23 protein-coding genes, 1 tRNA gene and 1 riboswitch are annotated in these 25,550 nt (G+C 68.8%); of the genes, 18 read left to right on the plus strand and 6 right to left on the minus strand.

Annotated features, from left to right (window positions below; all coding sequences use genetic code 11):
* Positions 1-3: 3 nt before the first annotated feature.
* Positions 4-639: a VC0807 family protein gene (locus tag B0293_RS00365; RefSeq protein ID WP_005160208.1), complete on the minus strand. Its 636-nt coding sequence runs from the start codon at positions 637-639 to the stop codon at positions 4-6.
* Positions 636-1,229, minus strand: a complete 594-nt coding sequence (locus B0293_RS00370) for a TetR/AcrR family transcriptional regulator (RefSeq protein ID WP_039918834.1) — start codon at positions 1,227-1,229, stop codon at positions 636-638. The genes B0293_RS00365 and B0293_RS00370 overlap by 4 nt, the downstream gene beginning before the upstream one ends.
* A 112-nt stretch (positions 1,230-1,341) precedes the next feature.
* Between B0293_RS00370 and B0293_RS00375 the strand changes: the two genes are divergently transcribed.
* The 6 genes from B0293_RS00375 (at position 1,342) to B0293_RS00400 (ending at position 8,176) form a co-directional block, all read left to right on the plus strand.
* Positions 1,342-2,133 carry an ESX secretion-associated protein EspG gene (locus B0293_RS00375; RefSeq protein ID WP_039918832.1) on the plus strand — a complete coding sequence of 264 codons (792 nt, stop codon included), beginning with the start codon at positions 1,342-1,344 and terminating at the stop codon, positions 2,131-2,133.
* Positions 2,126-2,899, plus strand: coding sequence for an ESX secretion-associated protein EspG (locus tag B0293_RS00380; protein WP_005160187.1), 774 nt, complete (start codon positions 2,126-2,128; stop codon positions 2,897-2,899). Before B0293_RS00375 ends, B0293_RS00380 begins: the two co-directional genes overlap by 8 nt.
* A 21-nt stretch (positions 2,900-2,920) precedes the next feature.
* A complete protein-coding gene (locus tag B0293_RS00385) occupies positions 2,921-4,141 on the plus strand; it encodes a hypothetical protein (protein ID WP_005160185.1) in 1,221 nt (406 codons plus the stop codon).
* A 13-nt stretch (positions 4,142-4,154) separates the two neighbouring features.
* Positions 4,155-4,769: a hypothetical protein gene (locus B0293_RS00390; protein ID WP_245191994.1), complete on the plus strand. Its 615-nt coding sequence runs from the start codon at positions 4,155-4,157 to the stop codon at positions 4,767-4,769.
* Between the two features lie 144 nt (positions 4,770-4,913).
* Complete coding sequence (locus tag B0293_RS00395; RefSeq protein WP_039918829.1) at positions 4,914-6,968, plus strand: bifunctional MFS transporter/dTMP kinase; 2,055 nt, start codon at positions 4,914-4,916, stop codon at positions 6,966-6,968.
* The gene (locus B0293_RS00400; RefSeq protein ID WP_039918828.1) at positions 6,965-8,176 is read left to right on the plus strand and encodes a DNA polymerase III subunit delta'; all 1,212 of its coding nucleotides are present in this window, start codon (positions 6,965-6,967) and stop codon (positions 8,174-8,176) included. Before B0293_RS00395 ends, B0293_RS00400 begins: the two co-directional genes overlap by 4 nt.
* 494 nt (positions 8,177-8,670) lie before the next feature.
* Here the strand turns inward: B0293_RS00400 and B0293_RS00405 are convergent, their stop codons facing one another.
* Positions 8,671-10,368, minus strand: a complete 1,698-nt coding sequence (locus tag B0293_RS00405) for a hypothetical protein (protein WP_085939691.1) — start codon at positions 10,366-10,368, stop codon at positions 8,671-8,673.
* A 141-nt stretch (positions 10,369-10,509) separates the two neighbouring features.
* Here B0293_RS00405 and B0293_RS00410 point away from each other — a divergent pair.
* A tRNA-Thr gene (locus B0293_RS00410) sits at positions 10,510-10,583 on the plus strand.
* 95 nt (positions 10,584-10,678) lie between these two features.
* Here B0293_RS00410 and B0293_RS00415 read toward each other — a convergent pair.
* Positions 10,679-11,305 (minus strand): TetR/AcrR family transcriptional regulator, encoded by a 627-nt coding sequence (locus B0293_RS00415; protein WP_005160170.1) that lies wholly within the window; start codon positions 11,303-11,305, stop codon positions 10,679-10,681.
* A 44-nt stretch (positions 11,306-11,349) separates the two neighbouring features.
* On the opposite strand from B0293_RS00415, the gene B0293_RS00420 reads away from it, so the two are divergent.
* The 6 genes from B0293_RS00420 to B0293_RS00445 all read left to right on the plus strand — a co-directional run bounded on the left by B0293_RS00420 (position 11,350) and on the right by B0293_RS00445 (position 17,588).
* Complete coding sequence (locus B0293_RS00420; protein ID WP_245191993.1) at positions 11,350-12,276, plus strand: alpha/beta hydrolase; 927 nt, start codon at positions 11,350-11,352, stop codon at positions 12,274-12,276.
* On the plus strand, positions 12,273-13,088 hold the full coding sequence (locus B0293_RS00425) for an SDR family NAD(P)-dependent oxidoreductase (protein WP_005160166.1): 816 nt from the start codon (positions 12,273-12,275) through the stop codon (positions 13,086-13,088). The genes B0293_RS00420 and B0293_RS00425 overlap by 4 nt, the downstream gene beginning before the upstream one ends.
* On the plus strand, positions 13,088-14,017 hold the full coding sequence (locus tag B0293_RS00430) for a hypothetical protein (RefSeq protein ID WP_005160164.1): 930 nt from the start codon (positions 13,088-13,090) through the stop codon (positions 14,015-14,017). Before B0293_RS00425 ends, B0293_RS00430 begins: the two co-directional genes overlap by 1 nt.
* The gene (locus B0293_RS00435) at positions 14,014-14,499 is read left to right on the plus strand and encodes an NAD(P)/FAD-dependent oxidoreductase (protein WP_005160162.1); all 486 of its coding nucleotides are present in this window, start codon (positions 14,014-14,016) and stop codon (positions 14,497-14,499) included. The genes B0293_RS00430 and B0293_RS00435 overlap by 4 nt, the downstream gene beginning before the upstream one ends.
* Positions 14,496-15,983: a flavin-containing monooxygenase gene (locus B0293_RS00440; protein ID WP_005160160.1), complete on the plus strand. Its 1,488-nt coding sequence runs from the start codon at positions 14,496-14,498 to the stop codon at positions 15,981-15,983. Before B0293_RS00435 ends, B0293_RS00440 begins: the two co-directional genes overlap by 4 nt.
* Before the next feature lie 72 nt (positions 15,984-16,055).
* Positions 16,056-17,588, plus strand: a complete 1,533-nt coding sequence (locus B0293_RS00445; protein WP_005160159.1) for a PstS family phosphate ABC transporter substrate-binding protein — start codon at positions 16,056-16,058, stop codon at positions 17,586-17,588.
* A gap of 489 nt (positions 17,589-18,077) precedes the next feature.
* Here the strand turns inward: B0293_RS00445 and B0293_RS00450 are convergent, their stop codons facing one another.
* Entirely contained in the window at positions 18,078-18,542 is a 465-nt protein-coding gene (locus B0293_RS00450) for a GreA/GreB family elongation factor (RefSeq protein ID WP_005160157.1), read from the minus strand.
* A gap of 123 nt (positions 18,543-18,665) precedes the next feature.
* Between B0293_RS00450 and B0293_RS00455 the strand changes: the two genes are divergently transcribed.
* The 4 genes from B0293_RS00455 to B0293_RS00470 all read left to right on the plus strand — a co-directional run bounded on the left by B0293_RS00455 (position 18,666) and on the right by B0293_RS00470 (position 22,636).
* Positions 18,666-19,253: a TetR/AcrR family transcriptional regulator gene (locus B0293_RS00455; RefSeq protein WP_005160156.1), complete on the plus strand. Its 588-nt coding sequence runs from the start codon at positions 18,666-18,668 to the stop codon at positions 19,251-19,253.
* A 115-nt stretch (positions 19,254-19,368) separates the two neighbouring features.
* Entirely contained in the window at positions 19,369-20,595 is a 1,227-nt protein-coding gene (locus B0293_RS00460; RefSeq protein WP_039918826.1) for a M14 family metallopeptidase, read from the plus strand.
* An 82-nt stretch (positions 20,596-20,677) separates the two neighbouring features.
* Complete coding sequence (locus B0293_RS00465; RefSeq protein WP_005160154.1) at positions 20,678-21,199, plus strand: gamma carbonic anhydrase family protein; 522 nt, start codon at positions 20,678-20,680, stop codon at positions 21,197-21,199.
* A gap of 68 nt (positions 21,200-21,267) precedes the next feature.
* Positions 21,268-21,346, plus strand: a riboswitch (ZMP/ZTP riboswitch).
* 21 nt (positions 21,347-21,367) lie between these two features.
* Positions 21,368-22,636 carry a serine hydroxymethyltransferase gene (locus tag B0293_RS00470; protein WP_005160151.1) on the plus strand — a complete coding sequence of 423 codons (1,269 nt, stop codon included), beginning with the start codon at positions 21,368-21,370 and terminating at the stop codon, positions 22,634-22,636.
* A gap of 103 nt (positions 22,637-22,739) precedes the next feature.
* Here the strand turns inward: B0293_RS00470 and B0293_RS00475 are convergent, their stop codons facing one another.
* On the minus strand, positions 22,740-23,258 hold the full coding sequence (locus tag B0293_RS00475; RefSeq protein WP_005160148.1) for an inorganic diphosphatase: 519 nt from the start codon (positions 23,256-23,258) through the stop codon (positions 22,740-22,742).
* 151 nt (positions 23,259-23,409) lie between these two features.
* On the opposite strand from B0293_RS00475, the gene dacB reads away from it, so the two are divergent.
* Positions 23,410-25,488: a D-alanyl-D-alanine carboxypeptidase/D-alanyl-D-alanine endopeptidase gene (dacB, locus tag B0293_RS00480; RefSeq protein ID WP_085939690.1), complete on the plus strand. Its 2,079-nt coding sequence runs from the start codon at positions 23,410-23,412 to the stop codon at positions 25,486-25,488.
* Positions 25,489-25,550 lie beyond the last annotated feature (62 nt).

The following is a 25,550-nucleotide window of genomic DNA, read 5'->3' on the forward strand; positions in this document are numbered from 1 at the left end:
CTTTCAGTGATCGGCGAGACGGCGCCACAGGCCGACACGGCGGAAGTAGAGGTGTTGCAGGACCTGAACGGCGACGAAGGTGACGACGTACAACGCGGTGCCGAGAGCGGGCACGGCGTCGACCGGGAGGACGTACGCCATCAGGACCCGCCCGGCGGCGTCGGCGAGCAGGGCGACGCCCCACAGGACGGTCGCGACCCGCCAAGCGCGCCGGAACCACGCGTGCCGTGGCCAGAGGTCGTCCCATTCGGTGATGCGCAGGGTGTCCGCGAACCGGCTCTTCGCGACCATGGAGCGCCCCATGCCGAACGCGAGCGGCCTGGAGAACAACAGCGAAACCAGGAAACCGGCGCCGATCACCCCGGTGACCCAGCCGGCTTTCGCCAGCATGAACCGGGGACTGCCGGTCACGAACGAGACGCCGACGCTCACCGCGAAGATCGCCAGCACGAAGATCGCGAGGGTGTCGATCGAACGCCGCCGGATCGCCCGGTACAGCACGAAGACCACGGTCGGCAGCGCGCAGAGAGCGAGCGCGGGCAGGGCTTCGAGGCCGAAACCCCGCAGCACGTAATAGCCGGCGAGCGGCACAACGATTTCGAGGAGCACCACGCCCCACTGGCGGATCGCGGTACTCACGTCGGCCGCCGGGTCGCGAGGTCGAAGAGGGTCACCAGCTCTTCGGCGTACGCGGTCAGATCCATCGTCGGTTCGCCGGCGAGCAGGAACACCGGCCCCTCCACCGAGCGGCGGACGGTCGTCGCCATCACCCGGACGTCGAACTCGCGGAACTCGCCGCTTTCCTGGCCCCAGCGCAGGATGCGTTCCACCGGTTCGAGCGCCGCCCGCTCGCTCGCCGCGTCGAAGTCGAGCGCGCCGCCGAGGAAGATGTTCAGCAGGGCCCGCATCCGGGTCGGTTGCGCGGCGGCGAATTCGAGGTTCGCCTCGAGGTAGGTCCGCAGCGCCGCGCCCGCGGACGACGGCTCGCTCATCCGCTCCGCCATGAACGCGCCGATCTCGCGGAAGACGTCTTCGAGGACCGTACGGACCAGTTCCTCCTTGTTCGCGAAGTGGTACGAGATCAGCCCGGTGCTCGACAACTTCGCCTCCTTCGCGATCTGAGCGAACGACGCCTTGGCGTAGCCGAGGCTCGCGATCGTCTCGATGGCCGCGGCCACGATCTGTGCGCGTCGCGCACTCTCGGTGAACGTCTTCGCTTTTGCTTGCATGAGCAAAAAATAGCTCAGCCGAGCAAATCTGTCGACCGGCGACCGCTCACCGACCGCTCGCAGACCCACCTCACCCGTTCGAACAAAAGTTCTAAAAATTGTCGGTACCAGGGTGTTCAATGGTCAGGTGAGCATTTCAACGACCGCTGTCTTCGACGTCATCGACGAGGTCATCGCCCCGCTGGCCGCCGAGGTTCCGGAGCGTCCCTCGGTGATGGAGTTCTACGACCCGGAACTCGCCGTGCCGCCGGTGCTGGCCGACGAGGAGCCGACTCCAGGGCTCACCCTGGCCGAGGAGGTGGAGCAGTACACCCGGTTCGTGAGCGGGATGGCGACCATCGGGCTGGCCCCCGGCGGCGAGGTCACGCCCGAGGCCGTCGGGCTGTATCGCGCGCTGCGCGGCGGGTTCATCCGCGGTGTGGTGACCGGGGTCTTCCCGTCGCGCGAGGAGCCGTGGGAGGTCCGGTTCTTCGGCGACGAGGACTACACCACGGTGCTGAACAAGCTCGGCAAACGAGCGCGGCTGCGGTCCGGTTTCCTCAGCGCGCTGCCGGGCTGGGTGTTCGACGGGCTGCCCGACCATCCGCCGGGGCCGGGCGAGACCGTGCGCATCGAGACGGACGCGGACGGGCTGATCCCGCTGAAGGCCCGGGAGGCCGTCGAGGTGATCCGCGAGGGTGCTTCGCGGCCGCGTCACGGCACGGTCCTCGTCGATCTCGCGGTGCGGAACTCCATCCTCGCCGAGTACCCGCACGGCGCCTTCGGCCTGGTGGACAACGACCTCGGCCGGTACCAGTTCAGCGCGGCGATGAACGGCGACGGCCGCTGGACGCTCACCTGGGGCCCGGCCACCCGGTCGATGGCCGAGCAATGGATCGTGAAGGCGGTGCAGAACCATGCGTGAACCGGCGACGGTGAAGGAACTGATGAGGCGCGCCGCCGAGCCGGTGCTGCGCGCGGTGCCCGAGCGCCGGAGCGTGTACCTGGGCTACGACCCGGAGATCACCGACGACGAGATCCGGCGGCTGTGCCCGTCCTACGACGAGCCGGGGGATCTCGTCACCCAGGCCGAGCGGTACGCGGCCAAGGCGGCGATGCTCGAAGAGGCCGGGCTGATGGAAAACGGCGAGATCCATCCCGCCGCGGTCCGGATGCACGGGGTGATGCTGCGGGGTTCGGTGCGAGGCGTCCTCACCGGCGTCTTCGCCTCCGCGCCCCGCTCGGTGCGGGTCGATTGCTACGGCGACGGGCAGCAGGCCGTCGTCTGGCGGATGCGGTCGGGGCGGCGGACCACGTTCAGCCTCAGCGACTTCGGCGAGCTGGGCGCCCGCGTCTTCGGCGGGCTCCCGCACGTCCCCGCCGGCGAGACGGAGCCGATGCGCATCAGGATCGACGGGCACGGCGTGCCGTTACCCGGTCAGGACGAGGAGGTCGGCCTGGTCGTGGACACGCTCGGCCGTCCCCGCACCGGGACGGCGATCCTCGATCTGGTCGCCTTCGGCGGGCTGAACGCCGAGTACCCGGACTACGGATTCGTGATCGTCGACAACGATTTGGGGAGGTTCGTGTTGTACGCGGCCCCTTCCGAAGGGTGGCTGATGTTCGGTGGAATGGACCGCCGGGCATTGGCGGGCTGGCTGCACGAGGCGGTGGACCTGAGCCGGACGTAGCCGCTGGGACGAGGGGGCGGAATGGATCTGGATCGGCGGGCGGCCGACGCGTGGTTCCGGCGGCGCGGGTTGCCGATGGTCATCCACCGGCGGAGGCGTGGAGCGGGCATGTTGCGCCGCTCCACGCCCGGCCTGGTGTTCCTGTGCCTGCTCGACCTTTTGCTGTCCGGGCTGCTGAGACTGCTCGACGTCCCCCAGGACGTGCTCGACGCCCGGATGCGCGACAACGGCTTGGCCTACGCGCTCGGCACGCTGACGCTGACGCTCGCCGTGATCGTCGTGCCGATCGTGGGCGGCCGCCTGATGGCCAAGCTGCTCCGGGTACTGCATCGCACCCGCGTGCGGCTGGCCGTGATGGCGGCGACCTACGTTTTCTGGGTGGTGGTGCTGCCGGTCGGTGAGCGTCTCACCGGGCTGGTCCCGTGGGAGGACCCGCTGTGGAGGGCCGTGCTCACGAACCTCGCCGCCGTGGTGGTGCTGACGCTGCTGGTCCGGACCGGGATCGGCTCGATCCTGAGCTGGGCGGCGCAGAGCGCGGTCGCGCAGGTCCGGGCCATCGGGACGCTCGCGTCACGCGCGTTGCCCCTGCTCCTGCTGGTGGTCATGTTCAGTTTCTTCACCGCGGAGTTGTGGCAGGCGGTCGAGCGGCTGAGCCCGGGGCGGCTGTGGCTGGTCGTCGGGTTCTTGACCGTCATCGGCGCGTTGTTCATGGCTTCGATGCTGTCCGACGAGGTGAAGGAGGCGAAGTCCTGGACGCTCGCGCCCGGCACCAGCGCTCTGCGCGGCACGCCGTTCCAAGACGGCACGCCCGTCCCGGAGCGCCGGGCACTGTCGAGGTCGGAGCGGTCGAACATCGCCTTGGTGCTGTTCTTCGCCCAGGCGGTGCAGATCGTGGCGTTCGGCGTGCTGGTGTTCGCCTTCTTCATCGTGTTCGGGGTGCTGATCCTCCGGCCGGAGGTCGTGACGGAATTCGCCGGCAGGCAATCCGCGCCAGGGACACTGCTGGGTGTCCCTCTTCCGGTGAGTTCGGCGCTCGTGAACGTCTCCCTTTTCCTCGCCGTTTTCTCCGGTTTGTACTTCGCCGCGTCGACGGCGACGGATGCCCGTTACCGGCGTTCTTTCTTCGAACCCTTGCTCGAAGACGTGAAGATCAGTCTCGCGGCGCGTGACATTTATCTGGCCCATTGGGCGGATGTGCGGCGGGCCGAGGTGGTTACCCTTGAAGCAGAGGACATTCCGTAGTGAGGTGGTCACCATGAGCGGGAAGGGCGGAACCCCCTTCTTCGATGCCCCCGACTTCGTGAAAGGCGATGGCATTCAGGCAGATCCTCCGGCCGACACTTTCGCCGATCCCCTGTCCGGGCTGGTCACGACCGGCACGGCGGCGCAGGCGAATCCGTCGGCGGACGCCGACGAGGTCCGCGTGCAGGTGCCGGGACCGGTCCAGCACGACCCCGAAGTGGTGAGCAAGATGGTCAACGCGGCCATGCTCGCCGACGATCGGCCCACCGATGGCCAGGGTCCCGAGCAGACCGTGGACCAGCCGCCCGCCAAGATCGTCAGCACGGTGGGTGAGCAAGGCGCTGCGCCGATCGGGATCCTGCCCCAGCAACGCACTTGGCCGTCGAGGCCGTCCCAGCTGATCCGTCAGCCTCGCCGGGTGAAGCAGGAAGAGCCGGTCGAGGTCGACGAAGAGGCCGAGGTCGAAGTGCAGCGTGCCAAGCGATCGATGCAGATGCCGCGGATCGGAAAACCGTCGTCGAACACCGCCGGGGTGATGATCGCGATCGCCCTGATGGTCGTCTTCGCGGTTCTCGCCATCCAGCTGCTGGCCAGCCTGTTCAGTAGCATCGCGGGGATCTTCGGGTAACCCGTCCGGCGGTAGCGCCGGACGGGGCCGTCCGCCCCCACATCACCCATCGGGCTACCCTGGCCATACGGTCGGGGGACTCGGCGTTGACCCGGGTCGCTCCCGGCGTCGCGTGACTAGTGGGGTGGGCGTATCAGCGAGGGCGTGCAGTCGGTGCCCGAAACGGGCACCGGTGGTCCGGCGGGACGAGACGCTTCCACCATGCACCGCGTGCGGCGGGTGCTGGCGATCAAGCCGTTCCGCCGGATCTGGGGTGTCTCGTATCTGTGCAGTGTCGCGGACTGGCTGAACCTGCTGACGCTGACCGGTCTGGTCACCAAACTGACCGACAACTACGCCGCGCAGAACTTCGCGTTCGTCGGGGTCGTGCTGACCTCGCTGCTGCCGGGGCTGCTGTTCGCCCCGCTCGGCGGTCTGCTCGCCGACCGGTTCGACCGGCGCAAGGTGATGGTGCTCTGCGACCTCGGCCGGTGCGGTTTCCTGCTGTCGATCGCGTTCGTCGGCACCCCGTGGTGGGTGTTCGTCGGGAACTTCCTGGTCGGCTGCTGCTCGATGATGTGGATCCCGTCGAAGGACGCGGCGGTGCCGAACCTGCTGCGCCGCCCGGACCAGGTCGAGACGGCCAACCAGCTCGGCATGGTGATGACCTACGGCCTCGCGGTGATCACCGCGGCCGGGGCGAACGCCGTGCTCACCGGCAGCAACACCACGTTCCACTTCTTCCAGGGTGACGCCCAGCTCGGCATCGCGAAGGTCGCCGTCGTCATCACCGGTCTGCTGTACCTGACCAGCGCGATCGTGATCGCCACCCGGATCCCCGAGCTCTCGCTGCGCAATGTCCACGCGGTGGAGAAGCCCAAGGTCAAGGCCGCGGACGAGGAGAAGTTCGGCTTCCGGCAGATGATCGCCGACGGCGCCCGCTTCGTGCGGACGACGCCGATGGTGCGCGGGCTGATGATCGGCGCTTTCGGCGCTTTCGCCGCCGGTGGCGCGGTGATCGGTTCGGCCAAGCCGTACTCGTCCAGCCTGCTCGCCGGTGACGCGGCGTTCAACCTGCTCGTGCTCGCCGTCTTCCTCGGGCTGGCCACCGGGATGGCGGTGGCCCCGAAGCTCGCCCGGCGGCTCGCGCACGACCGGCTGTTCGGCATCTCGATCGTCGCCGCGGGTCTGTGTCTCGTCGTCGTCGCCCTGTCGCCGCATCTCGCCGTCTCGCTGGTCGCTGTCGCCGCTGTCGGGGTCTGGGCCGGGACGGCGTTCCTGACCGGTGTCACGATCATCGGTTCGCGGATCGAGGACTCCATCCGCGGCCGGATCAACGCGATCTACCAGTCGCTGATGAAGATCGTGCTGTTCGGCTCGACGGTGCTGGTGCCGGTGCTGATCAGCGCGGTCCAGACGACCGAGGTCGAGCTGTGGGGCGGCACGATCACGATCGACGGCACGCGGCCGGTGATGATCGGCGGCGGTGTTCTCGCGCTGCTCTCCGGCATCTTCGCGTACCGGCAGATGGACGACCGGCGGGCCGAGCCGATCCTGGCCGACCTCCGCAACGCCCTGCGCCGCAGCCCGCGCCGCGTGAACGGGCTGCTGATCGCGCTCGAAGGCACGCGGGCGATCAACACCGAGAAGCAGGCCGAGCGGCTGGCCGAATGGCTGCGCGGGGGTACGCGTCCGGTCGTCCTCGCGGCCGACCCGGCGCTGGACGACCAGCGGCTCGCGAAGCTCGTCTCCGGCGCTTCGCTGTCCGGTGCGCGGGCGCAGGCGCTGGCCGCCGCCGCGGTGCGGGCGGACATCGTCGAACGGGACATCCAGCCCGCGCTCGACGCCGGTTCCGTCGTCGTGATGGAGCGGTTCGTGGATTCGCCGCTGGCGCATCTGTCGGCGGTCGCGGGGCTGGACAGCCAGGAACTCGAAGGGCTCGCGGACTGGGCGACCGGCCGGTTGCGGCCCGACATCACCGTGCTGCTCGACGCCGATCCCGGCACGGTGATGCGGAAGTCGGAGTCGCTGGACGCGCAGTGGCGGGTGCAGCATCTGCTGTCGGAGATGGCCGCCGCGGACCCGGAGCGGTACGTGGTGGTCGACGCGGAAGGCACCGAGGAAGAAGTGAGCGACCGGGTGCGGACCGCGGTCCGCGCGGTGCTCGTCGGCAGGCTCGCCGGGATCGCTCCGGCGGAGGAGAAGGTCGAAGCGAGATGACGGAAGCCCCTGTGCTGATCGGTGTCTGGAAGCAGCTCGTCGGCCAGGAGCCCGCCGCGCGCACCCTTTCTTCGGCGTCGGCGGCGGCCGCGAGGATCATCGAGAACCAGCCTGTCGCGCCCGGGGCGATGACCCACGCCTGGCTGGTCACCGGTCCGCCCGGGTCGGGGCGCTCGACCGCCGCGCGGGTTTTCGCGGCGGCGTTGCAGTGCAGCACCGGGACCGGCTGCGGGGAATGCCCCGGCTGCCGGACCGTGGTCGCCGGCACGCACGCCGACGTCAAGCTCGTCGCGCCGGAAGGCCTTTCGATCTCCGTCGCCGAAATGCGTTCGCTGGTCCAGGCCGCCGCGCGCCGTCCGACCACCGGGCGGTGGCAGGTGGTGATCATCGAGGACGCCGACAGGCTGACCGAAGGCGCTTCGAACGCGCTGCTGAAGGCCGTCGAGGAGCCGCCGGACCGCACGGTGTTCCTGTTGTGCGCGCCGTCCGATCATCCGGACGACGTCTCGGTGACGATCCGCTCGCGGTGCCGTCTGGTCACGCTGCGGACGCCGCCCGCCGAGGCGATCGCGCAGGTGCTCGTGGAACGGGACGGCATCGATCCCGAACGGGCGCAGTGGGCCGCGTCGGTCTCGAGTGGACATGTGGGCCGCGCGCGGCGGCTCGCCACCGACGAGGCGGCCCGGCAGCGGCGGGCGACGGTGCTGCGGATCCCGCTGGGCCTGCGGCGTCCGTCCGATGTGTTCACCTGTGCCGATCAGCTGATCAGCGCGGCCGAGGCGGACGCGGGCGAGGAGAGCAAGGTCCGCGACGAGGCCGAACGTTCCGAACTCCGCACCGCGATGGGCGGCGACGGCGTCGGGAAGGGTGTCGCCGGGGCGAAACGAGCCGCCGAAGCCGCGGTGAAGCAGCTCGAGAAGCGCCAGAAGTCACGCGCGACCCGTACGCAGCGGGACACGCTCGATCTCGCGCTGGTGGACCTGGCCGCGTTCTACCGGGACGTGCTGGTGACCGCGAGCGGCGCGGCGGGCGCGACACTGAACCACCCGGATCACGCGTCGGAAATCTCGCAGGCCGCCTCCGCCTGGGCACCCGACTCGATCCTGCGGCGGCTCGAAGCCGTCCTGGAATGCCGCGAGGCCATCGACCTGAACGTGAAGCCGAGGATCGCCGTCGAAGCCATGGTCACCACCCTCCGCCAAGGCTGACCCCCGCCCCCTCCACCACCCTCGACCACACCCCGAATCGCCCTACCCCAGCCCCCCGCCCGTCCCAGGGGGGCGACCCCGAGTCCAGTTTACCGGGGTTGGGGGTGGAAAAGTGCTGGTCGGGGGAGTTGTCCACAGGTGGGGGTGGTTGTGGACAAGTGCTGTGGGTAAGTGAAGCGGCTTCGGGTTTGGCGTGATGTCCCCAATGCCACATTGGAGACACTCAGCGTCCCCAATGTGGCATTGGGGACATCACGAGCGCCCGGCGAGGCGGGGCGAAGCGGCGGGAGCGGGCGGAAGCGGGCGGAAGCGGGCGAAGCAGCGGGAGCGGGCGGGAGCGGGCCGAAGCAGGCGAGGCGGGCAAGAAAAGCGAAGGGGACCTCCACCGCGAAGCGGCGAAGGTCCCCATAAGCCTCAGGCGGTCAGAGTACGAACGGGCCTCTCACGCGGGGGCTAGGCGTGAAAGGACCGTTCATCACCCTCCTCGCCCCGTCTCAGTCCTCCGAGCGCGGCCGCGGCGAGGGCTTGAATCCCGGCGAGCCAGGAGAATTCTTCCGGACAGGGACCGGAACCACCGTGAGCCGGCGCCGTCCCGGCATGGCCGCCACGAGCACCACGCCGATCAGCAGCATCGCGGTACCCGACCAGAACATGGGCACGGTGTCGTAGGCGGCGTTGGTGTAAGCCAGGTTCTTGACCGGCCCCTTCGGTGCCGCGCCACCGTTGTTGCCCGCGGGCGGTGGGGTCGCCGTACCGCATTCGACCCCGCCCGCCGGCGCGTGCGCACGGGCGATCTGCTCACCGAGCGAGATCTGCGCCAGCGACGACGGCAGGTTCTTCGCGGCGTCCGGCGGCAGGGCCTTCTGCAGGGCGGTCGTCGGCAGGATCTGCAGGTCCAGCAGCCGCGCCGAGGCACCCAGCTGGAAACCCTTGAACGGCGTGGTCGTGTCGCTCGACTTCTGGTTCAGTCCGGCGATCGACAGCTTCAGCACCCCGAGGTCGAGGGTGAGCCCGTTCCCGGCCTCGCCGCCCGGGAGTTGCTTGGTGGCGCCGTCGAGCATTTCGACGAGCCCGCCGACGACCGGCACGTTCTTCAGTTGATCGAAGCCCGGCACCTGTTTGAGCGAAGGCAGCGGGATGCCGATCGGAATGTCCTTGGTCGGATTGTTCGCGTCGAGGGTGAACAGCACCTTGTCGCCGCGGACGATCTGCAGCACCGGCGCGCTGTACTCGACCTTCGACGTCTTCTTGTCGCCGGTCGAGGTGACGCGCAGCGTGGGCTGGCTGGCGACCTTGATCGTCAGCCCGAGCGGCGTGCCCTTCAGCAGCTCGATGCTGGCCGCCTGCAGCGTCGACGTCGATTCGACGGCCTTGTTCTTGGAGCCGGGGATATCGACCAGTCGCACGACCGAACGCGACGACAGCGTGTTCGGCAGGCTCAGCACCGCGCCCTTGCCGTCGGCACTGGTGCTGTTCCCCGAAAGCAGGCCGCCCAGGCTCGCCAGCGGACCCGGAAGCGCCTTGAGTCCGGCCGCGAGCTGGTCCGACGCCTGGGTCAGCTGGTCGGCGCCCGGGATGTTCGGGATGGTCGGCAGCAGCGCGAGGTTCGCGATCGACGTGCTCGAGTCGGCGATCGTACCGACGCACGGCCCGAGCGTCGGGCTCCAGCGCGCGTGCGCCTCGCCGTTCAGCAGGCCGAGGTTGAACAGCGGGTTCTTCGGCGCGTTGAGGCCGCCGCTGATCGGCTTCGGGTTGTCCGGCAACGCGGTCTGCACGAGGCTGCCCGGCGTCTGCGGCGCGTTGCCCGCGGCGGACAGGCCGAACGGCGAAGACTGCGCGATCGACTTCTCGTAGTTCAGGTAGGCCTCGGAGTTGGCCTGCGCGCTGGAAAGCCCCATCCCGGCTTCGAGCGCGGACTGCTTCGGCAGCAGCTTGTCCGCTCCGGGCAGGATCGCGCTCGTCGGCACCGCGTTGGGCAGCAGCCGCAGCACGCCGAGCGCCGCCCCCGCGTCACCGACCGCCCTGCCCAGCGGCTGCGGTCCGATCGGGGCCGACATCGGCGGCTGTCCCGGATTGGCCGGATCGGGGATCGGCGTGGTCGGGATGTCCTGGGCGAGCGCCGGGGCCGCGGTCAGCAGAAGCAGGGCCGCGGCGGCCGGAAGTGCCAGCACACGGGGCAGTCGTTGCCGCATGAACAGGTCCTCCAGTGGGGATGGGCCGATCTTGGGGGACTGAGACCGGCGTCATAGGACCCTAACGACGGTGGCCGGAGAAGGTGACGTTCAACCGCTCCGCTACACTGGTTCCCGTCGCCGGGTGAGAGCCCGGCGTCTGCCGCCTTAGCTCAGTCGGCCAGAGCGATTCACTCGTAATGAATAGGTCAGGGGTTCGATTCCCCTAGGCGGCTCCGCAGGTCAGGGCCCCATTCGGAACACTCCGGATGGGGCTCTGACGCATTTCCGGGCAGGTGGCGAACGCGCCGCGAAAGTTCACCCGTTGGTGTCACCCCTTGAGGAACATCCGCGACAGCGAAGTGCCCACGCCGGTGAGGTGATCGACGAGCGTGTCCGCGTCCGCGTCGAGCAGGCCGGAGCGCCACGCGAGCATGATCTCCACGAAGCCGCCGATCCCCAGCAGGACGTTGACCCGGAACTCCAGCCCGTCCACGTCCGGCTTCAGATGCGGCCGCGCCAGTTCGATCAGCAGGCCGGTGGTTTCCTGGACGGTCTGCCGCCGCAGCTGCTCCAGGACGGCGCTGCCCGCGTGGTCGCCGAAGAGGATCTGCGCCCGCGCCGGCTCTTCCTGTACGTGGTGCACGACGACGTCGACGGCGGCGCGGAGCTGGTCCAAGGCCGGTTGCTCGATCCGGGAGGCGACGGCGTCGAGGACCATCCGCAGGGTCTCGTCGCGGACCTGTTCCCAAGCCGTGGCGAGCAACGCGTCGCGGTTGGCGAAGCTCTCGTAGAAGTACCGGTCGGTCAGGTTCGCCCGCGCGCAGACGCCCCGCATGGTGACCGCCGCCCAGCCCTGTTCCTGCCAGATGTCGAGGGCGGCGCCCAGCAGGGCGAGCCGCCGTTCGGCTCGGCGTTCGTCGGCGGTCTTGCCGCTGTAGCGGCGGGACGCGGTCACCCTTCCATCTTGACAGCAGGTGCCGTCAGATTCATTCTGAGGGCATGCGACCGCAGAATGGCCTGCGACCCGGTTTGGCCGCCGCGCTGACGTCCGCCTTCGTCCGGCCGATCGCCAACGCGATTCCGGCGAACCGGGCCGGAATCGCGTTCTCCCGAGCCTTCATCGCGAGCAGTCTGTGGCTGGCTTCGCCGCCGTTGAAGGGAAGCCGCGTCGAGCCGGGCATCCGCGGCGAGTGGGTTCGCGCTCCCGAAGTGACCGAAGGCAACGCTGTCGTCCTGTACATCCACGGCAGCGGTTACGCGCTCTGCTCGGCGCGCACGCATCGCGGGCTGACCACGCGGGTTTCCGACGGCACCGGGCTGCCGGTCTTCGCCTGCGAGTACCGGCTCGCGCCCCGGCATCGCTTCCCGAACGCCGCCGACGACGTCCGCGCGGCCTACGACAGGCTCCTCGACCAGGGATATCGCCGGATTCTCGTCGCGGGCGACTCCGCTGGCGGGCATCTCGCGGTCGATCTCGCGGCGCAGCTGATCCGGGAACGGAAAGAACCTCCTGCCGCGCTCGCGCTGTTCTCGCCGCTGTTCGACGTGACGTTTTCGCTGGCCGCCCAAAGAGAACGCATGAGCCCGGACCCGATGATCTCCGCCGCCGCGGCCGCGCGGCTGGTCGGTCTGTACACAGTGGACGCCGACCTCGGCTCGACGCGGCTGCGGTTCGCCTTCGACGACGTCAAGGGCTTCCCGCCGACGATCATCCAGGCGGGCGGTCTCGAAATGCTGGCCGCGGACGCCATCGAACTGGCCAGGGCACTGCGCCGCACGGGGGTGCACTGCGAACTGGACGTGGTCCCCGGCCAGATGCACGTCTTCCAGGCACTGACCCGTTTCATCCCCGAAGCGGGACCGGCGATGGAGCGGGCTTGCCGCTTCCTCACCGAAAATCTCCCGGCGATCGTGAGGGCGGCATGACGAAACGGACCCATGGCGCGCACGCCGTCGTCACCGGCGCGGGCAGCGGGATCGGGCGGGCGATCGCGGCCGAACTCGTCCGCCGCGGCAGCCGCGTCGTCTGCGCCGACATCGACCTCGAAGCCGCCGAGGAAACCGCGAAGATGCTCGAGAACGCGGTCACCGTCGCCTGTGACGTGTCCACTGTGGACGAAGTCGCCGAACTGGCGAACCAGGCGCGGTCGTGGCTCGGTCGCGAGCCGGACCTCGTCGTCAACAACGCCGGGATCGGCGCCGGCGGCAAACCCGTCGGGGAGAGCCCGCTGTCCGATTGGCACCGCACCCTCGGCGTGAACCTCTGGGGCGTGATCCACGGCTGCCACACCTTCGTCCCCGCCATGCGGGCGGTCAGGGCGGGCGGCGTCATCAACGTCGCCTCGGCCGCCGGCTTCACCGCCGCGCCGAGAATGGCCGCCTACAACGTGAGCAAGGCCGGGGTCGTCAGCCTTTCCGAGACACTGGCCGCCGAGTTGTCCGGCACCGGCGTCGCGGTCACCGTGCTGTGCCCGACCTTCGTCCGCACCAACATCTTCGACGGCGAACTCATCGACGCGGAGGCGCGTGGCCTCGCGCGGAAGGTCTCCGATCTCGTCGGGTTCTCCGCCGAGAAGGTCGCGAAGATGACGCTCGACGCCCACGATCGCGGACGCCTCTACGTCGTGCCGCAGCCCGACGCTCAGCTTCTGTGGCACGCCAAGCGGTTCGTGCCCGTCCCGTACACGCGGATCGCCGGTCTGCTCGGCCGGTTCCTGCCCGCCGAAAAGGAGAAGTGATGGCCTACGACTTCGCCGCGATGCTCCAGACCATCAAGGACAAGCAGTGGTCGCTGGCCGACATCGACTGGGACGCGCCCGGCGCCGAGACGATGACCGACGAGCTCCGCGCCAAGATGCGGCCCTTCATGGCCGATCTCGTGTGGATCGAACACGTCGGCGCCCGCGGGTTCGCGTCGCTCGCCAAGAAGGCGCCGACGCCGGTGATCCAGGAGATCTACCGGTACTTCCACGCCGAGGAACAGAAGCACGCCAACGCGGAACTCGCGCTGATGAAACGCTGGGGCATGCTCGACGAGCACGGTTCGATGCCCGAGCCGAACATCAACGTCAAGCTCGCGATCAAGGTCCTCGACGACTACGGCGACACGCTGCCGCTGACGGCGCTCGCCACGCTCATCCCGCTGCTGGAGTGCGCGCTGGACGGCGCCCTGGTGAAGTTCCTGCTGGACGAGGTCTCCGATCCGGTGTGCCACCAGGTGTTCCGGCACATCAACTCCGACGAGGCCCGGCACATCACGGCCGACTTCGAGGTCCTCGAACTGATCGGCGCCGGCTCCACCACCAAGCTGATCACCGAATCCGTCGGCTCGCTCAAACCGCAGATCGTGCTCGGCCTGATCGTGGTGTTCGTCCCGCTGATCAACAAGATGCGGGACAACATCGTCGCGATGGGCCTGCCGGAGAAGAAGCTGTACAACGCGGTGAAACGGTTCTCCACCATCGGCGGCCGCGGCGAGTTCACCAAACGCATCCCCGCGTACCACGTGCTCAAGGCGCAGGCGGCGATGATCGTCGACCGGTCACACGTCTACCACCGGCTGCTCGCCGACCCGATGGTGAAGGTGACCCGCCTGATCCCCTCGCGGCTGCTGGGCAAGCCGCAGTCGTGGACCGAGGAGATCACCCACGAACCGGTCGCGTCATGAGGCTGGGCGACTTCCAGGGAGAGGTGCTGCGCGGCACCGAATGGTTCGGCCACGACTTCGCCGGGCAGCGGGTCGCGGTCGTCGCGCCCGGCCGCGAGGCGGCGCAGATCGTGCCCGAGGTGGCGGCCACCGCGCGGTCGGTCAAGGTGTTCCAGGAGGAACCGGACTGGGTGGTGCCGATGCCGGTGCCAGGGCCGAACGTCCTCGGCATCGCCGTCGCCCGCGTTTTCCTGCGCTGGCAGGTGAAAGACCCCTGGATCCGCAGGCTGCTGACGCCGGACCGCCGGTTCGGTTCGCGGAAGACCGCGTCCGGGCTCGGCTACTACGGCGCGCTGCGGCGGCCGGGCTGCAAGCTCATCACCTGGCCGGTCTACGCCTTCGCGCCCCACGGAATCCGCACTGCCGAAGGGATCGAGCACCAGGCCGACGTCGTCGTGCTCGGCGCCAGTTCGCTTTTCGCCACGGAAGGACTTCCCGCATGACGCCGGACCACGAGATCGCGATCATCGGCGGGGGCTTCTCCGGCATCGGGGCCGCGATCCTGCTCGACAAGGCCGGTTTCGGCGATTTCCTCGTGCTGGAGGAGGGTGACGGCGTCGGCGGCGCCTGGCACTGGAACACCTATCCCGGTGTCGCCGTCGACATCCCGTCGTTCAGCTACCAGTTCTCGTTCGAGCAGATCTCCGGCTGGTCGCGGGTCTACGCGCCCGGCCGCGAACTGAAGGCCTACGCCGACTACTGCGTCGACAAATACGACATCCGCCGCCGCACCCGCCTCGGCAGCAAGGTCGTCTCCGCGACCTTCGACGACGAAAAGCACTTGTGGCGTCTCGAAACCGCCGACGGCTGGTCGATGACGGCACGGTTCGTCGTCGGCGCCACCGGCGTGCTCACCCAGCCGAAGCCGCCGGACATCGACGGGCTCGACGGCTTCCGCGGCACGGTCATGCACACCGCGCGCTGGGACCACGGCGTCGACCTGGGCGGCAAACGCGTCGCCGTCGTCGGGACCGGGGCCTCGGCGGTCCAGGTGATCCCGTCCATCGCGCCGGAAGCCGGACATCTCACGGTGTTCCAGCGCACGCCGATCTGGTGCCTGCCCAAACCGGACGCCGCCCTGCCGCGACCGGCGCGGCTAGCGCTGCGACGGCTGCCGGGCGCGAAGCTGGTGTCCCGCTTGGCCAGTCAGGCACTCGTCGAACTGACTTTCCCGCTGGCCGCGCACTTCCACAACCTCCTGCCGACCGCGGGCGCGGGCGAGCGGATCGGGCTCGCGCATCTGCGCCGCGCGGTCAAGGATCCCGAGACCCGCGAAAAGCTCACTCCGCGTTACGCGCTGGGCTGCAAGCGGCCGAGTTTCTCGAACGAATACCTCCAGACGTTCAACCGCGAGAACGTCACGCTGGAGACCACGGGCATCGATACGATCACCGAGTCCGGTGTCCGCACCGCTGACGGCGTTGAGCACCCTGTCGATGTCCTGGTGCTCGCGACCGGGTTCAAGGTGTTCGAGAAGGGCAACATGCCCGCGTTCACCGTCCGCGGGACGGACGGCGCCGACCTGGAGAAGTTCTGGGAGGAGAATCGGTTCCAGGCCTATCAGGGCGTCAGCGTGCCCGGTTTCCCGAACCTGTTCACCATTCTCGGTCCCTACGGCTACAACGGTTCCTCGTACTTCAACCTGATCGAGACGCAGACCGCGCACATCGTCCGGTGCCTGCGCAACGCGCGCAAGACCGGCGCGACGCGGGTGGAGGTCACCAGCGAGGCCAACGACCGGTATTTCCGGAGCATGCTCGACCGGCGCAAGCATCAGGTGTTCTTCCAGGACAGCTGCTCACTGGCCAACAGCTACTACTTCGACGTGAACGGGGACGTGCCGTTCCGGGCGTCGCCGACGCTGGAAACGATGGTGACGAGCCGGTTCTTCGACCTCGACGACTACGCCTTCGCGGACGCCCGATGAACACTCGCTGAAGTCCGCCGTCCCGGGCCGGGAGGAGCCGTAGGTTCGATTCCCCGAACCTGGAGGCTGGTCTTGGAAGGCTTTCCCTGGGACGTCCTGCTGGCGGTGGTCGGGATCGCCGTCCCGGCCGTCGCTTTCCTGTGGGAGTTCGTGCTCGTCGGCCGCAAACGGCTCGGCTACCGCGTGCAGATGGACACCCCGACGGCGTCCGGGCGCGGGTTCGCGCCGACGGCCGACGCGCTGGCGCAGCTGCAGCACGAGAACGGCGAGCGGCTCGTCGACCCGTCGTTCGTACTGCTGCGCATCGAGAACAGCGGCACCACCGACATCGACACCGACGATTACGCGGTCAACGAGAACGACCGCGTCGGTATCCGCGTGAAGTTCCCCGGCCGGACCGTGGCCGGGATGGTGGTGACCGAGCTCAGCTCGCCGCATCTGCACGAATGCTTCGGCGACGACTCCGGTTTCGGCGCGCGGGACGAGAATCCGGAACGTCCGGCGGGGGTCATCGACCTGCCGCGGGTGCCGCTGAACCGCGGCGCGCACTACAAGATCCTCGCCGTCCTCGACCGGATCCCCAATGGCACCCCCGAGGATTTCGACGATCCTCAGGTCATCGGCGAGATCAAGGGCGGCAGCCTCCGGGAGACCAAGAGCCGCACCGGACCGACCACCTCGGTGATGGCGCTGATCCTGTTCCTCGTGGTGATCAGCATCTTCCAGCTGACCAGGTCGCTGGTCTTCGACGACAAGCCGCCGCCGCTGGACTGCGCGGCCGGGAAGCTGACGATCACCGGATCGACGGCTTTCGCGCCGGTGCTGAAGGAAGCGACGGCCTCGTACGCGAAGACGTGCCCGGGCGCGTCGTTCACTTTCGACAGCCGGGGGAGCGCGGAAGGGCTCGGCAGTCTGAACCAGGCCGCGAACGACGGCGTGCTGGCGTTCTCCGACGGCGCCAAGGGGGAGGGCTTCCCTCAGCTGCTGCCGCGTCCGGTCGCCTTCTCGCTGTTCACACTGGTGGTCAACAAGGAAGCCGGCGTACAGGATCTGTCGCTCGCGCAGATCCGCGACGTCTACGACGGCAAGATCGCGAACTGGAAGGAGATCGGCGGCAAGGACCAGCCGGTCCGGCTCGTCGACCGCCATTCCGACTCCGGGACGCGGCGGACGTTCGAGGGCCAGATCCTGGCGGGCAAGCGGGAACCCGGCGACAACTCCGACGACTGCCTCAAGCAGGCGCCGGGCGCCCAGCCGGGCGTGGTGCGCTGCGCGAAGCCGTCCACGAACGACGTCCTCGAAGCCGTCTCGCGCGTGCCGGGCGCGCTGGGTTACAGCGAACTGGGCGCCGCCACGAAACGCGAGGACGTGCTGCCGGTCCGGATCGACGGCCACCAGGCGACCCTGGAGGGCGCGATCCACGCGGCGTACCCGTTCTGGGAGACCGAGTACGCGTACACGTACGGCGAGCCGAAGGCCGACTCGCTCGTCGCGAGCTTCCTGCGATACCTGACCAACCAGGTCGGCAAGGACGTCGTCCGGTCCCACGGGCACCGGCCGTGCGCGGAACTGGTGAATCCGGTCCTCTGCCGTCCGGGTACCTGAGGGCGATTCGTGTTCTATTGAGGGGTAAGGCAAATGTGGCGTGTTCCTTCGCTCGCCCGCCCGCCGGCCTCGGGTGTTGCGAAAGCCACTTTCGTAACGTTGAAGGTTGTGAAAGTGGCTTTCGCAACGCTCGGGGACTCCGCCGCCCACGAGGACGGATGACCCGGGGTGAAGGGGACTTTCCGCTCATGCGATGAGGGGAAAGTCCCCTTCACCACGCTGGTCGCCACCGAACGCCGGTCCGTGAAGGCCTCCTTGAGGGACCCAGAGTCCCTCAAGGAGGCCTTCACGGACTTGGCACCTGACAGGACACCTTCGCCTTTCTGCGACGTCTGATGTCCGAGAACTGGGCGACACGGTGCGGCCCGCTCTCGCAACCAGGCCCGCTCGAATGGCCCCTCACGATCCCTGAAGTACGTGAAGGCCCCCTTCATGTACTTCAAGCGAGTACATGAAGGGGGCCTTCACGGAACGGAACGGAACGATGGGTCAGGCAGGCGGCTTCAGGGTGACGACGGTGGCGCTGGTCTCGCCGCGCGGCGTCCGGTACTTGATCTCGTCGCCCTCCTTGGCGCCCACGAGCGCGAGACCGAGCGGGCTGTCCGAGGTGACCGTGAACGCGTCGGCGTCCTCGCCCGGGATCGTGACGATGTGGAGCTCTTCCTCGTCGCCGTCGGCGTACCTGATGGTGACGGAGGTGCCGTCGGGGAGCAGGCCCTTGCTGTCGCGCCCGCCGTGCTCCAGTTTCGCCGCGACGTCGGCGATGCGCCGGTCGAGGTAGGCGGCGGCCTCCGCGCGGTCCAGCACCTCGGCCTGATCGGCCGCGTCGCCGGTCCGCTCCTGCTCGCCGATCCTCGGCGCCATCGCCTCGCGCTGCGCTCGCAGATCGGCGAGTTCCTTCTCCAGCTGCCGTCGTGCGGCCGGGCTGAACCCGTTGTCCCCTGAGGTCACCATGCCGCGCATTGTCCGCTACGGATCGATCGCTAGCCACCTAGATTTTTCACCCGCTGTGATCGGCCAGGACGGTTGCCCTAAGCTTCAGGGCTCCCGTCCTGACTACTTGGTGTAAGGAACTTCGTGACCGCCGTTCCCGGCCGCAGCGCGCGGCTCTCCCCCAATCAGCTGCAAAAACAGGAGCAGATCGTCGAAGCGGCGCGTGTCGTGCTCGCCAGGGACGGGCTCGCGGGCTGCACCGTGCGTGCGATCGCGGACGCCGGGCCGCTCACGAAGAGTGCGATTCATTACTACTTCGCGGACATCGACGTCCTGATCGATCGCGCGATGGCGGCGCACATCACAACGTTCACGGCGGATTTGCGCAAAATTTCGGAGAAACACGATCACCCGGACGAGCGGCTGTTCGCGGCGCTGGAGGCCTTCCTCGCCGAGTTCTCCGGCCGCCCGAACGCGGCCTTCCTCTGGTTCGAGTACTGGATCGCCGCGGGCCGCGCGCAGCACCCGCAGGCCATCGACGTCATGCTGACGTCGATCACCGAACTGCTCGCGGAGCTGCTCGCCCCGCTCGACGTGGAAGACCCCCGCGCGCGGGCTCGCGCGCTGCTGTCCTACCTGCTCGGCGCGATCGTCCAGCAGCGTGTCCGGCGTCGGCCGTTCGCCGCACTGCGCGGCGACATCGAAGCGCTCTGCTTCGCGAACTACGGCTAGCAATACGCATTAGATCCGTACCGTTACGGATTGTTCGGTCTCCCGGCTGCGGCCATGGTGGGGTTCCCCTTCCCTGCCCCAGAGCTAGGAGACGACGATGCGCATAAGACGGTGCATGGCCGTGGCGATAGCGGCCGTCGCGGCGTTCACCATCCCGGTCGCCGCGAGTCCGGCGACCGCCGACCAGCAGGCCGAAGACGCGCAGGTCCAGATCTACGAGGTCTTCGGCACCGGCACGTCACAGCAGCGCACCCAGATCTCCCGGCTGGGCGTCGACGTCCTCGGCACCTCCGGCTCCACGACCACGGTGATCGGCGAAGCGCGTGACGCGGCGAAGATCCGCTCGCTCGGCTTCCGCGTCGAGCAGCGCGGCGTCGTCGACAGGTCGGAGAAGGTCGGCACGAACGCGATCAACGACTTCCCGCCCGCGGACTCCGGCTACCACAACTACGCCGAGGTCACCACGGAACTGCGCAACGTGCAGGCGAACTACGGCTCGATCGCGAAGCTGAGCAGCGTCGGCAACTCCTACCAGGGCCGCGCGCTGAACATGCTCAAGATCAGCGACAACGTCGGCACCGACGAGAACGAGCCCGAGGTCATGTTCACGTGCAACCAGCACGCGCGCGAGCACCTCACCACCGAGATGTGCCTGCGGATCGTGAACCGGTTCACCCAGGGCTACGCCTCCGACCCGGCGATCAAGCGGTTCGTCGACAGCACCGAGATCTACGTGATCCCCAACGTCAACCCCGACGGCTCCGAGTACGACATCTCCGGCGGCAGCTACAAGTACTGGCGCAAGAACCGCCAGGGCAACGGCACCGACCCCAACCGGAACTGGGGCTACAACTGGGGCTGCTGCGGCGGTTCCTCGGGCTCGACGAGCAGCGAGACCTACCGCGGCCCGTCGGCGTTCTCCGCCCCGGAGACCAAGGCCGTGTCCAACTTCGTGAACTCGCGCAAGATCGGCGGCGTCCAGCAGATCAAGGCGAGCATCGACTTCCACACCTATTCGGAGCTCGTCCTGTGGCCGTTCGGCTTCACGTACAACGACACCGCGCCGGGTATGACGCAGGCCGAAGCGCAGCGTTTCCAGACGCTGGGCAGGCAGCTGGCGGCGACCAACGGCTACACGCCGCAGCAGTCGAGCGACCTGTACATCACGGACGGGACGATCGACGACTGGATGTGGGGCACCCACAAGATCCTGAGCTTCACCTTCGAGATGTACCCGCGGGGTTCCAACCCCGGTTTCTACCCGCCCGACGAGGTGATCGTCCGGGAGACCACGCGTAACGACAAGGCCGTGGACATCCTGCTGAACACCGCCATCGGCTGAGCGACGTTCCGTGAAGGCCTCCTTGAGGGACTCTGGATCTCTCAAGGAGGCCTTCACGGACTTTGCGCATAGGGTGCGGGGCATGCCGATGTTCGAATTCGAGGGGCACCGCCCCCAGGTGGATCCCGAAGCGTGGATCGCCCCCACCGCCACCCTGATCGGCGACGTCGTCGTCGAAAAGGGCGCTTCCGTCTGGTACGGCGCCGTGCTGCGCGCCGACTTCGGGAAGATCCTCATCCGCGAAGGCGCCAACATCCAGGACAACTCGGTCATCCACGTCAACGGCGGCGTGACCGAGGTCGGCAGGAACGTCACCGTCGGGCACCAGTGCCTCGTGCACGACTGCACGATCGGCGAGCAGGCGCTCATCGGGAACGGCTCGACCGTGCTCGACAAGGCCCAGATCGGCGCGAAGGCCCTGGTCGCGGCCGGCGCCACGGTGACACCCGGAATGGTCATCCCGCCGGAGACCGTCGCCATGGGCAGCCCGGCGAAGAAGCACGTCCCGCTCGACGGCACCGCCCGCGGCTGGGTCGAGCACAACGCGGTGATCTACCAGGAACTGGCGCGACGGCACGCGGAAAGCGTCAAGCCGATCGATTGACTCTTAAGTGACTGGAGACCCTCCGCACGCGGAGAGCCGGTCCACCGGCGTGCACTAGGCTCCGGGGGCACCAGCGACTGGCGCATTTGAGGTGGAGCACCACCGGGAAGCGAATTCGGGCCGGCACCGCGCGCCTGGGTGAAGGCCACTCCTGAGCGGGAGTACGCCATGACACACCAGCCAGCACTTTCCGCGCTCGCCGCCGCCGATCCGGAGATCGCGGGGTTCGTCGAGGACGAGGCGAAGCGGCAGCACGACAAGATCCGCTTGATCGCGTCCGAGAACTACGTCTCCCAGGCCGTCCTGGAGGCGACCGGCACCGTCCTCACCAACAAGTACTCCGAGGGCTACGCCGGCAAGCGGTACTACGAGGGCCAGCAGCTCATCGACCAGGTCGAGAACCTGGCCATCGAGCGCGCGAAGGCCGTCTTCGGCGCCGACCACGCCAACGTCCAGCCGTACTCCGGTTCCCCGGCGAACCTGGCGGTGTACCTCGCTTTCGCGAAGCCGGGCGACACCGTCCTCGGCATGGCGCTGCCGGACGGCGGTCACCTCACGCACGGCTGGGGCGTGTCCGCGACCGGCAAATGGTTCACCCCGGTCCGTTACGGCGTCCGCAAGGAGACCGGCCGCGTCGACCTCGACCAGGTCCGCGAACTCGCGCTGAAGCACCGGCCGAAGCTGATCTTCGCGGGCGGCACCGCGATCCCGCGCACCATCGACTTCCCGGCGTTCGCGGAGATCGCCCGCGAGGTCGACGCCGTCCTGGTCGCCGACATCGCGCACATCGCCGGACTGGTCGCCGGTGGCGCGCATCCGTCGCCGGTCGGGCACGCCCAGGTCATCACCACGACCACGCACAAGACCCTGCGCGGCCCGCGTGGCGCGATGATCCTCTCCGACGCCGACCACGCGAAGGCCGTCGACAAGGCGGTCTTCCCCGGTTTGCAGGGCGGTCCGCACAACCACACGACCGCCGCGATCGCCGTCGCGCTGGGCGAGGCTCAGAAGCCGGAGTTCGCCGAGTACGCGCACACGATCGTCGCCAACGCCCGCGCCTTGGCCGAAGCGCTGGTCGAGCGCGGCTACGACCTCGTGTCCGGCGGCACGGACAACCACCTGCTGCTGATCGACCTGACGAACAAGAACGTGCCGGGCAAGCCCGCCGCGCAGGCGCTGGACCGCGCGGGCATCGAACTGAACTACAACACCGTGCCGTTCGACCCGCGCAAGCCGTTCGACCCGTCCGGCATCCGGCTCGGCACCTCCGCGATCACCACCCGCGGGCTCAAGCCGGAGCACCAGGTGCAGGTGGCGGACTGGATCGACCGCACGATCACCGCGGCGGCGGGCGAGGAACAGTCCGCTTTGGACACCATCGCCGCCGAGATCCGCGAGTTCCTGGCGCCGTTCCCGATCCCGGGCTACTCGGCCTAGTCCAGCGGGGGGCTGAAGGACGCCATACCCGCATAAGACGCAGCGAAGGGGCCCTTCACCGCATGTCATGCGGTGAAGGGCCCCTTCAGCCCTGCGAGCGAAACTAGTGAGCCGCGGGACCGTCGACGGCTTCCTTGGCCAGCCTGTCGGTCTCACGCTCGTACGAACGCTTGATCTCGGCCTCGGCGTCGGTACGCCCGACCCAGGTCGAACCTTCGACGCTCTTGCCCGGCTCCAGGTCCTTGTACACCTCGAAGAAGTGCTGGATCTCGAGCTTGTGGAACTCGTTCAGGTGGTGGATGTCGCGCAGGTGCTCGAGGCGCGGGTCGTTCGTCGGGACCGCGAGGACCTTGTCGTCCGGGCCCTTCTCGTCGGTCATCCGGAACATGCCGATCGCGCGGCAGCGGATCAGGCAGCCCGGGAAGGTCGGCTCCTGGACGAGCACCAGCACGTCGAGCGGGTCGCCGTCCTGGCCGAGGGTGTCGTCGATGAACCCGTAGTCGGCGGGGTACTGGGTGGCGGTGAACAGGGTCCGGTCGAGTTTGATCCGACCGGTCTTGTGGTCCACCTCGTACTTGTTGCGCTCCCCCTTGGGGATTTCGATAGTGACGTCGAATTCCACGCCGGCCTCGCTGCTCTCGTCTTTGGTACGCCCCGCCTCGCGGACGGCTCACCGAAATCATCGTCTTGTCTTCACTAGTGTGGACCACGGGGGCTCGGGCGGTCGCATCGATGTGGTCGTATGTGAGCTTGGCCCCTTCCCCGGACGGTGGATGAAGGAGCGTTACGTGCCGGAAAACGATGTCCCGCGGTGGCCGTCGGACGACAAGGACACCTCATCCGCCGAGCCCAAGGGCACGAAGGGGGCGGGCGAGGCCACCGTCTGGCTGCCGATGTCGGGACTGGCGAACGGCAAGACCGAAGAGCTGGCAGTGCCGAAGGTCACACCCGAAAGTGATTCCTGGTTCCAGCCGGTCGTCGAGGTCGACGAAGAACCGGACGTCGCGGACACCCCCTCGCCGAAGTGGTCCGCCTTCGAGCCGGTGACGCCGGTCGAGCCGGCCGAGACAGCCGAACCCGAGCGGCCCGAAGCCCCGAAGACCGTCTTCGTCCAGCCCGTCCAGCCGCGGCAAACGGACGAACCGGATTGGGATCAGTTCGACCAGGGCGCCGCGGCACCCACGCGTGACCACGAACTGGCGAGACCCGAGCCTCAGCGCCAGGAACCGCCGCAGAGCTTCCCGCAGGATCCGCCGCGCCGTCCCGAGCAGAACCGGGTCGAGCCGCCGCCTCCCGCGCCGGTCCCGTCCGCGACCATGCACGCGCGTCCGGTCCGCATCGAGCCCGCCGAAGAGCGCTTCGACTCCGAAGCGACCGTCGGGATCCAGCGGCCCGAGCCGCCGTCCCAGGAACCCCCGGCCGACGAGGCCGCGGCGGCACCCGCGCCGAAGCCGAAGCGCAAGCGCAAGGCCCTGCTGATCACGACCCTGGTCGTCGTCCTGCTGCTGGCCGGGATGGGTGGCGCCGCCGCGATGCCGAAGGTGTCGAACCGGTTCGGCCTGCCCTGGGCGCCGAACGCGCCGAAGGGCGACATCCCCAAGCCCGCCGGTGTCACGCGCGTCCTGCACGGGCCGGACATCAACGGCGCCGGGCCGACGAAGGAAGGGCTCGCGGCCGCGCTGTCCGGCCCCGCCGGCGCCCCGGACCTCGGCACGCTCACCGGCACCGTCGTGGACGCGTCGACCGGCGACGTCCTCTGGGACAAGAACTCCGGCACCCCGCTGACCCCGGCCTCGACCACGAAGATCCTCGTCGTGGCCGCCGCCTTGCTGTCGATGGACCACGGGACGCAGTTCTCCACGAAGGTCGTCCAGGGCGCCGACCCCGGCACGGCCATCCTCGTCGCGGGCGGCGACCCGTCGCTGACCTCGCTGCCGCTGGGCACCGACTCGCCGCTGTACCCGGGAGCCGCGCACGTCGACGACCTCGTCGCCCAGGTCAAGAAGGCGAGCGGCGGCAAGATCACCAAGGTCCTGCTGGACATCAGCCTGTTCAAGGGCCCGACGTCCGCGAAGGGCTGGGACCCGGAGGACACCGCCGCCGGGAACACCTACATGGCGCCGGTCCTCCCCGTGATGGCCGACGGCGGCCGCAACGACCCGAAGAACGACCACGCGCCCCGCGTCGCGAACCCCGCCGCCGCGCTGACCCAGAAGATCGCCGGGAAGCTCGAAGCCCAGGCAGGCGGCACGACGACGGCGCCGAAGGACGCGAAGGTGCTCGGCGAGGTCAAGTCGCAGCCGCTCACCGAGTTCGCCAACTCGCTGCTCCAGCTTTCGGACAACCTGATGGCCGACGTCCTCGCCCGCCAGCTCGCGCTCGCGAAGGGCGCCGAAGCGTCCTTCGTCGGCGGCGCGACCGCGACGATGGACGTGCTCAAGCAGGCCGGCTTCGACCTGACCGGCGTCCAGATCAACGACGGCAGCGGACTGTCCGACCAGAACAAGATCCCGGCCAAGGTGCTCAGCGAGATCCTCGCGGTCGCGGCGGCGCCGGACGGCAAGGATCCGAGGACGGCCAAACTGCGGCCCCTGCTGGCGGGTCTTCCCGTCGCGGGCGGCAGCGGGACGCTGGAGAAGCGCTACGGCGACCCGGCTTCGTCGGCGGGCCGCGGCTGGGTGCGCGGCAAGACCGGGACGCTGTCCGGCGTGAACACCCTGGCGGGCGTGGTGCTGGACACCGACGGCCGGATGCTGGTGTTCGCGCTGATGTCGTCCGGTTCGGACCAGAACAAGGGCCGGGCCGCGCTCGACGTCGTCGCGGCGACCCTGCACAAGTGCGGCTGTCGCTGAATCCGGTGAGCGACCGGAATCGGAGCGTGAGGAAGTCAGGGCGGAATTCGGCCTTCCAGCGG

Origin of the sequence: Amycolatopsis azurea DSM 43854 (genome assembly GCF_001995215.1) — a bacterium.
Lineage (GTDB): Bacteria > Actinomycetota > Actinomycetes > Mycobacteriales > Pseudonocardiaceae > Amycolatopsis > Amycolatopsis azurea.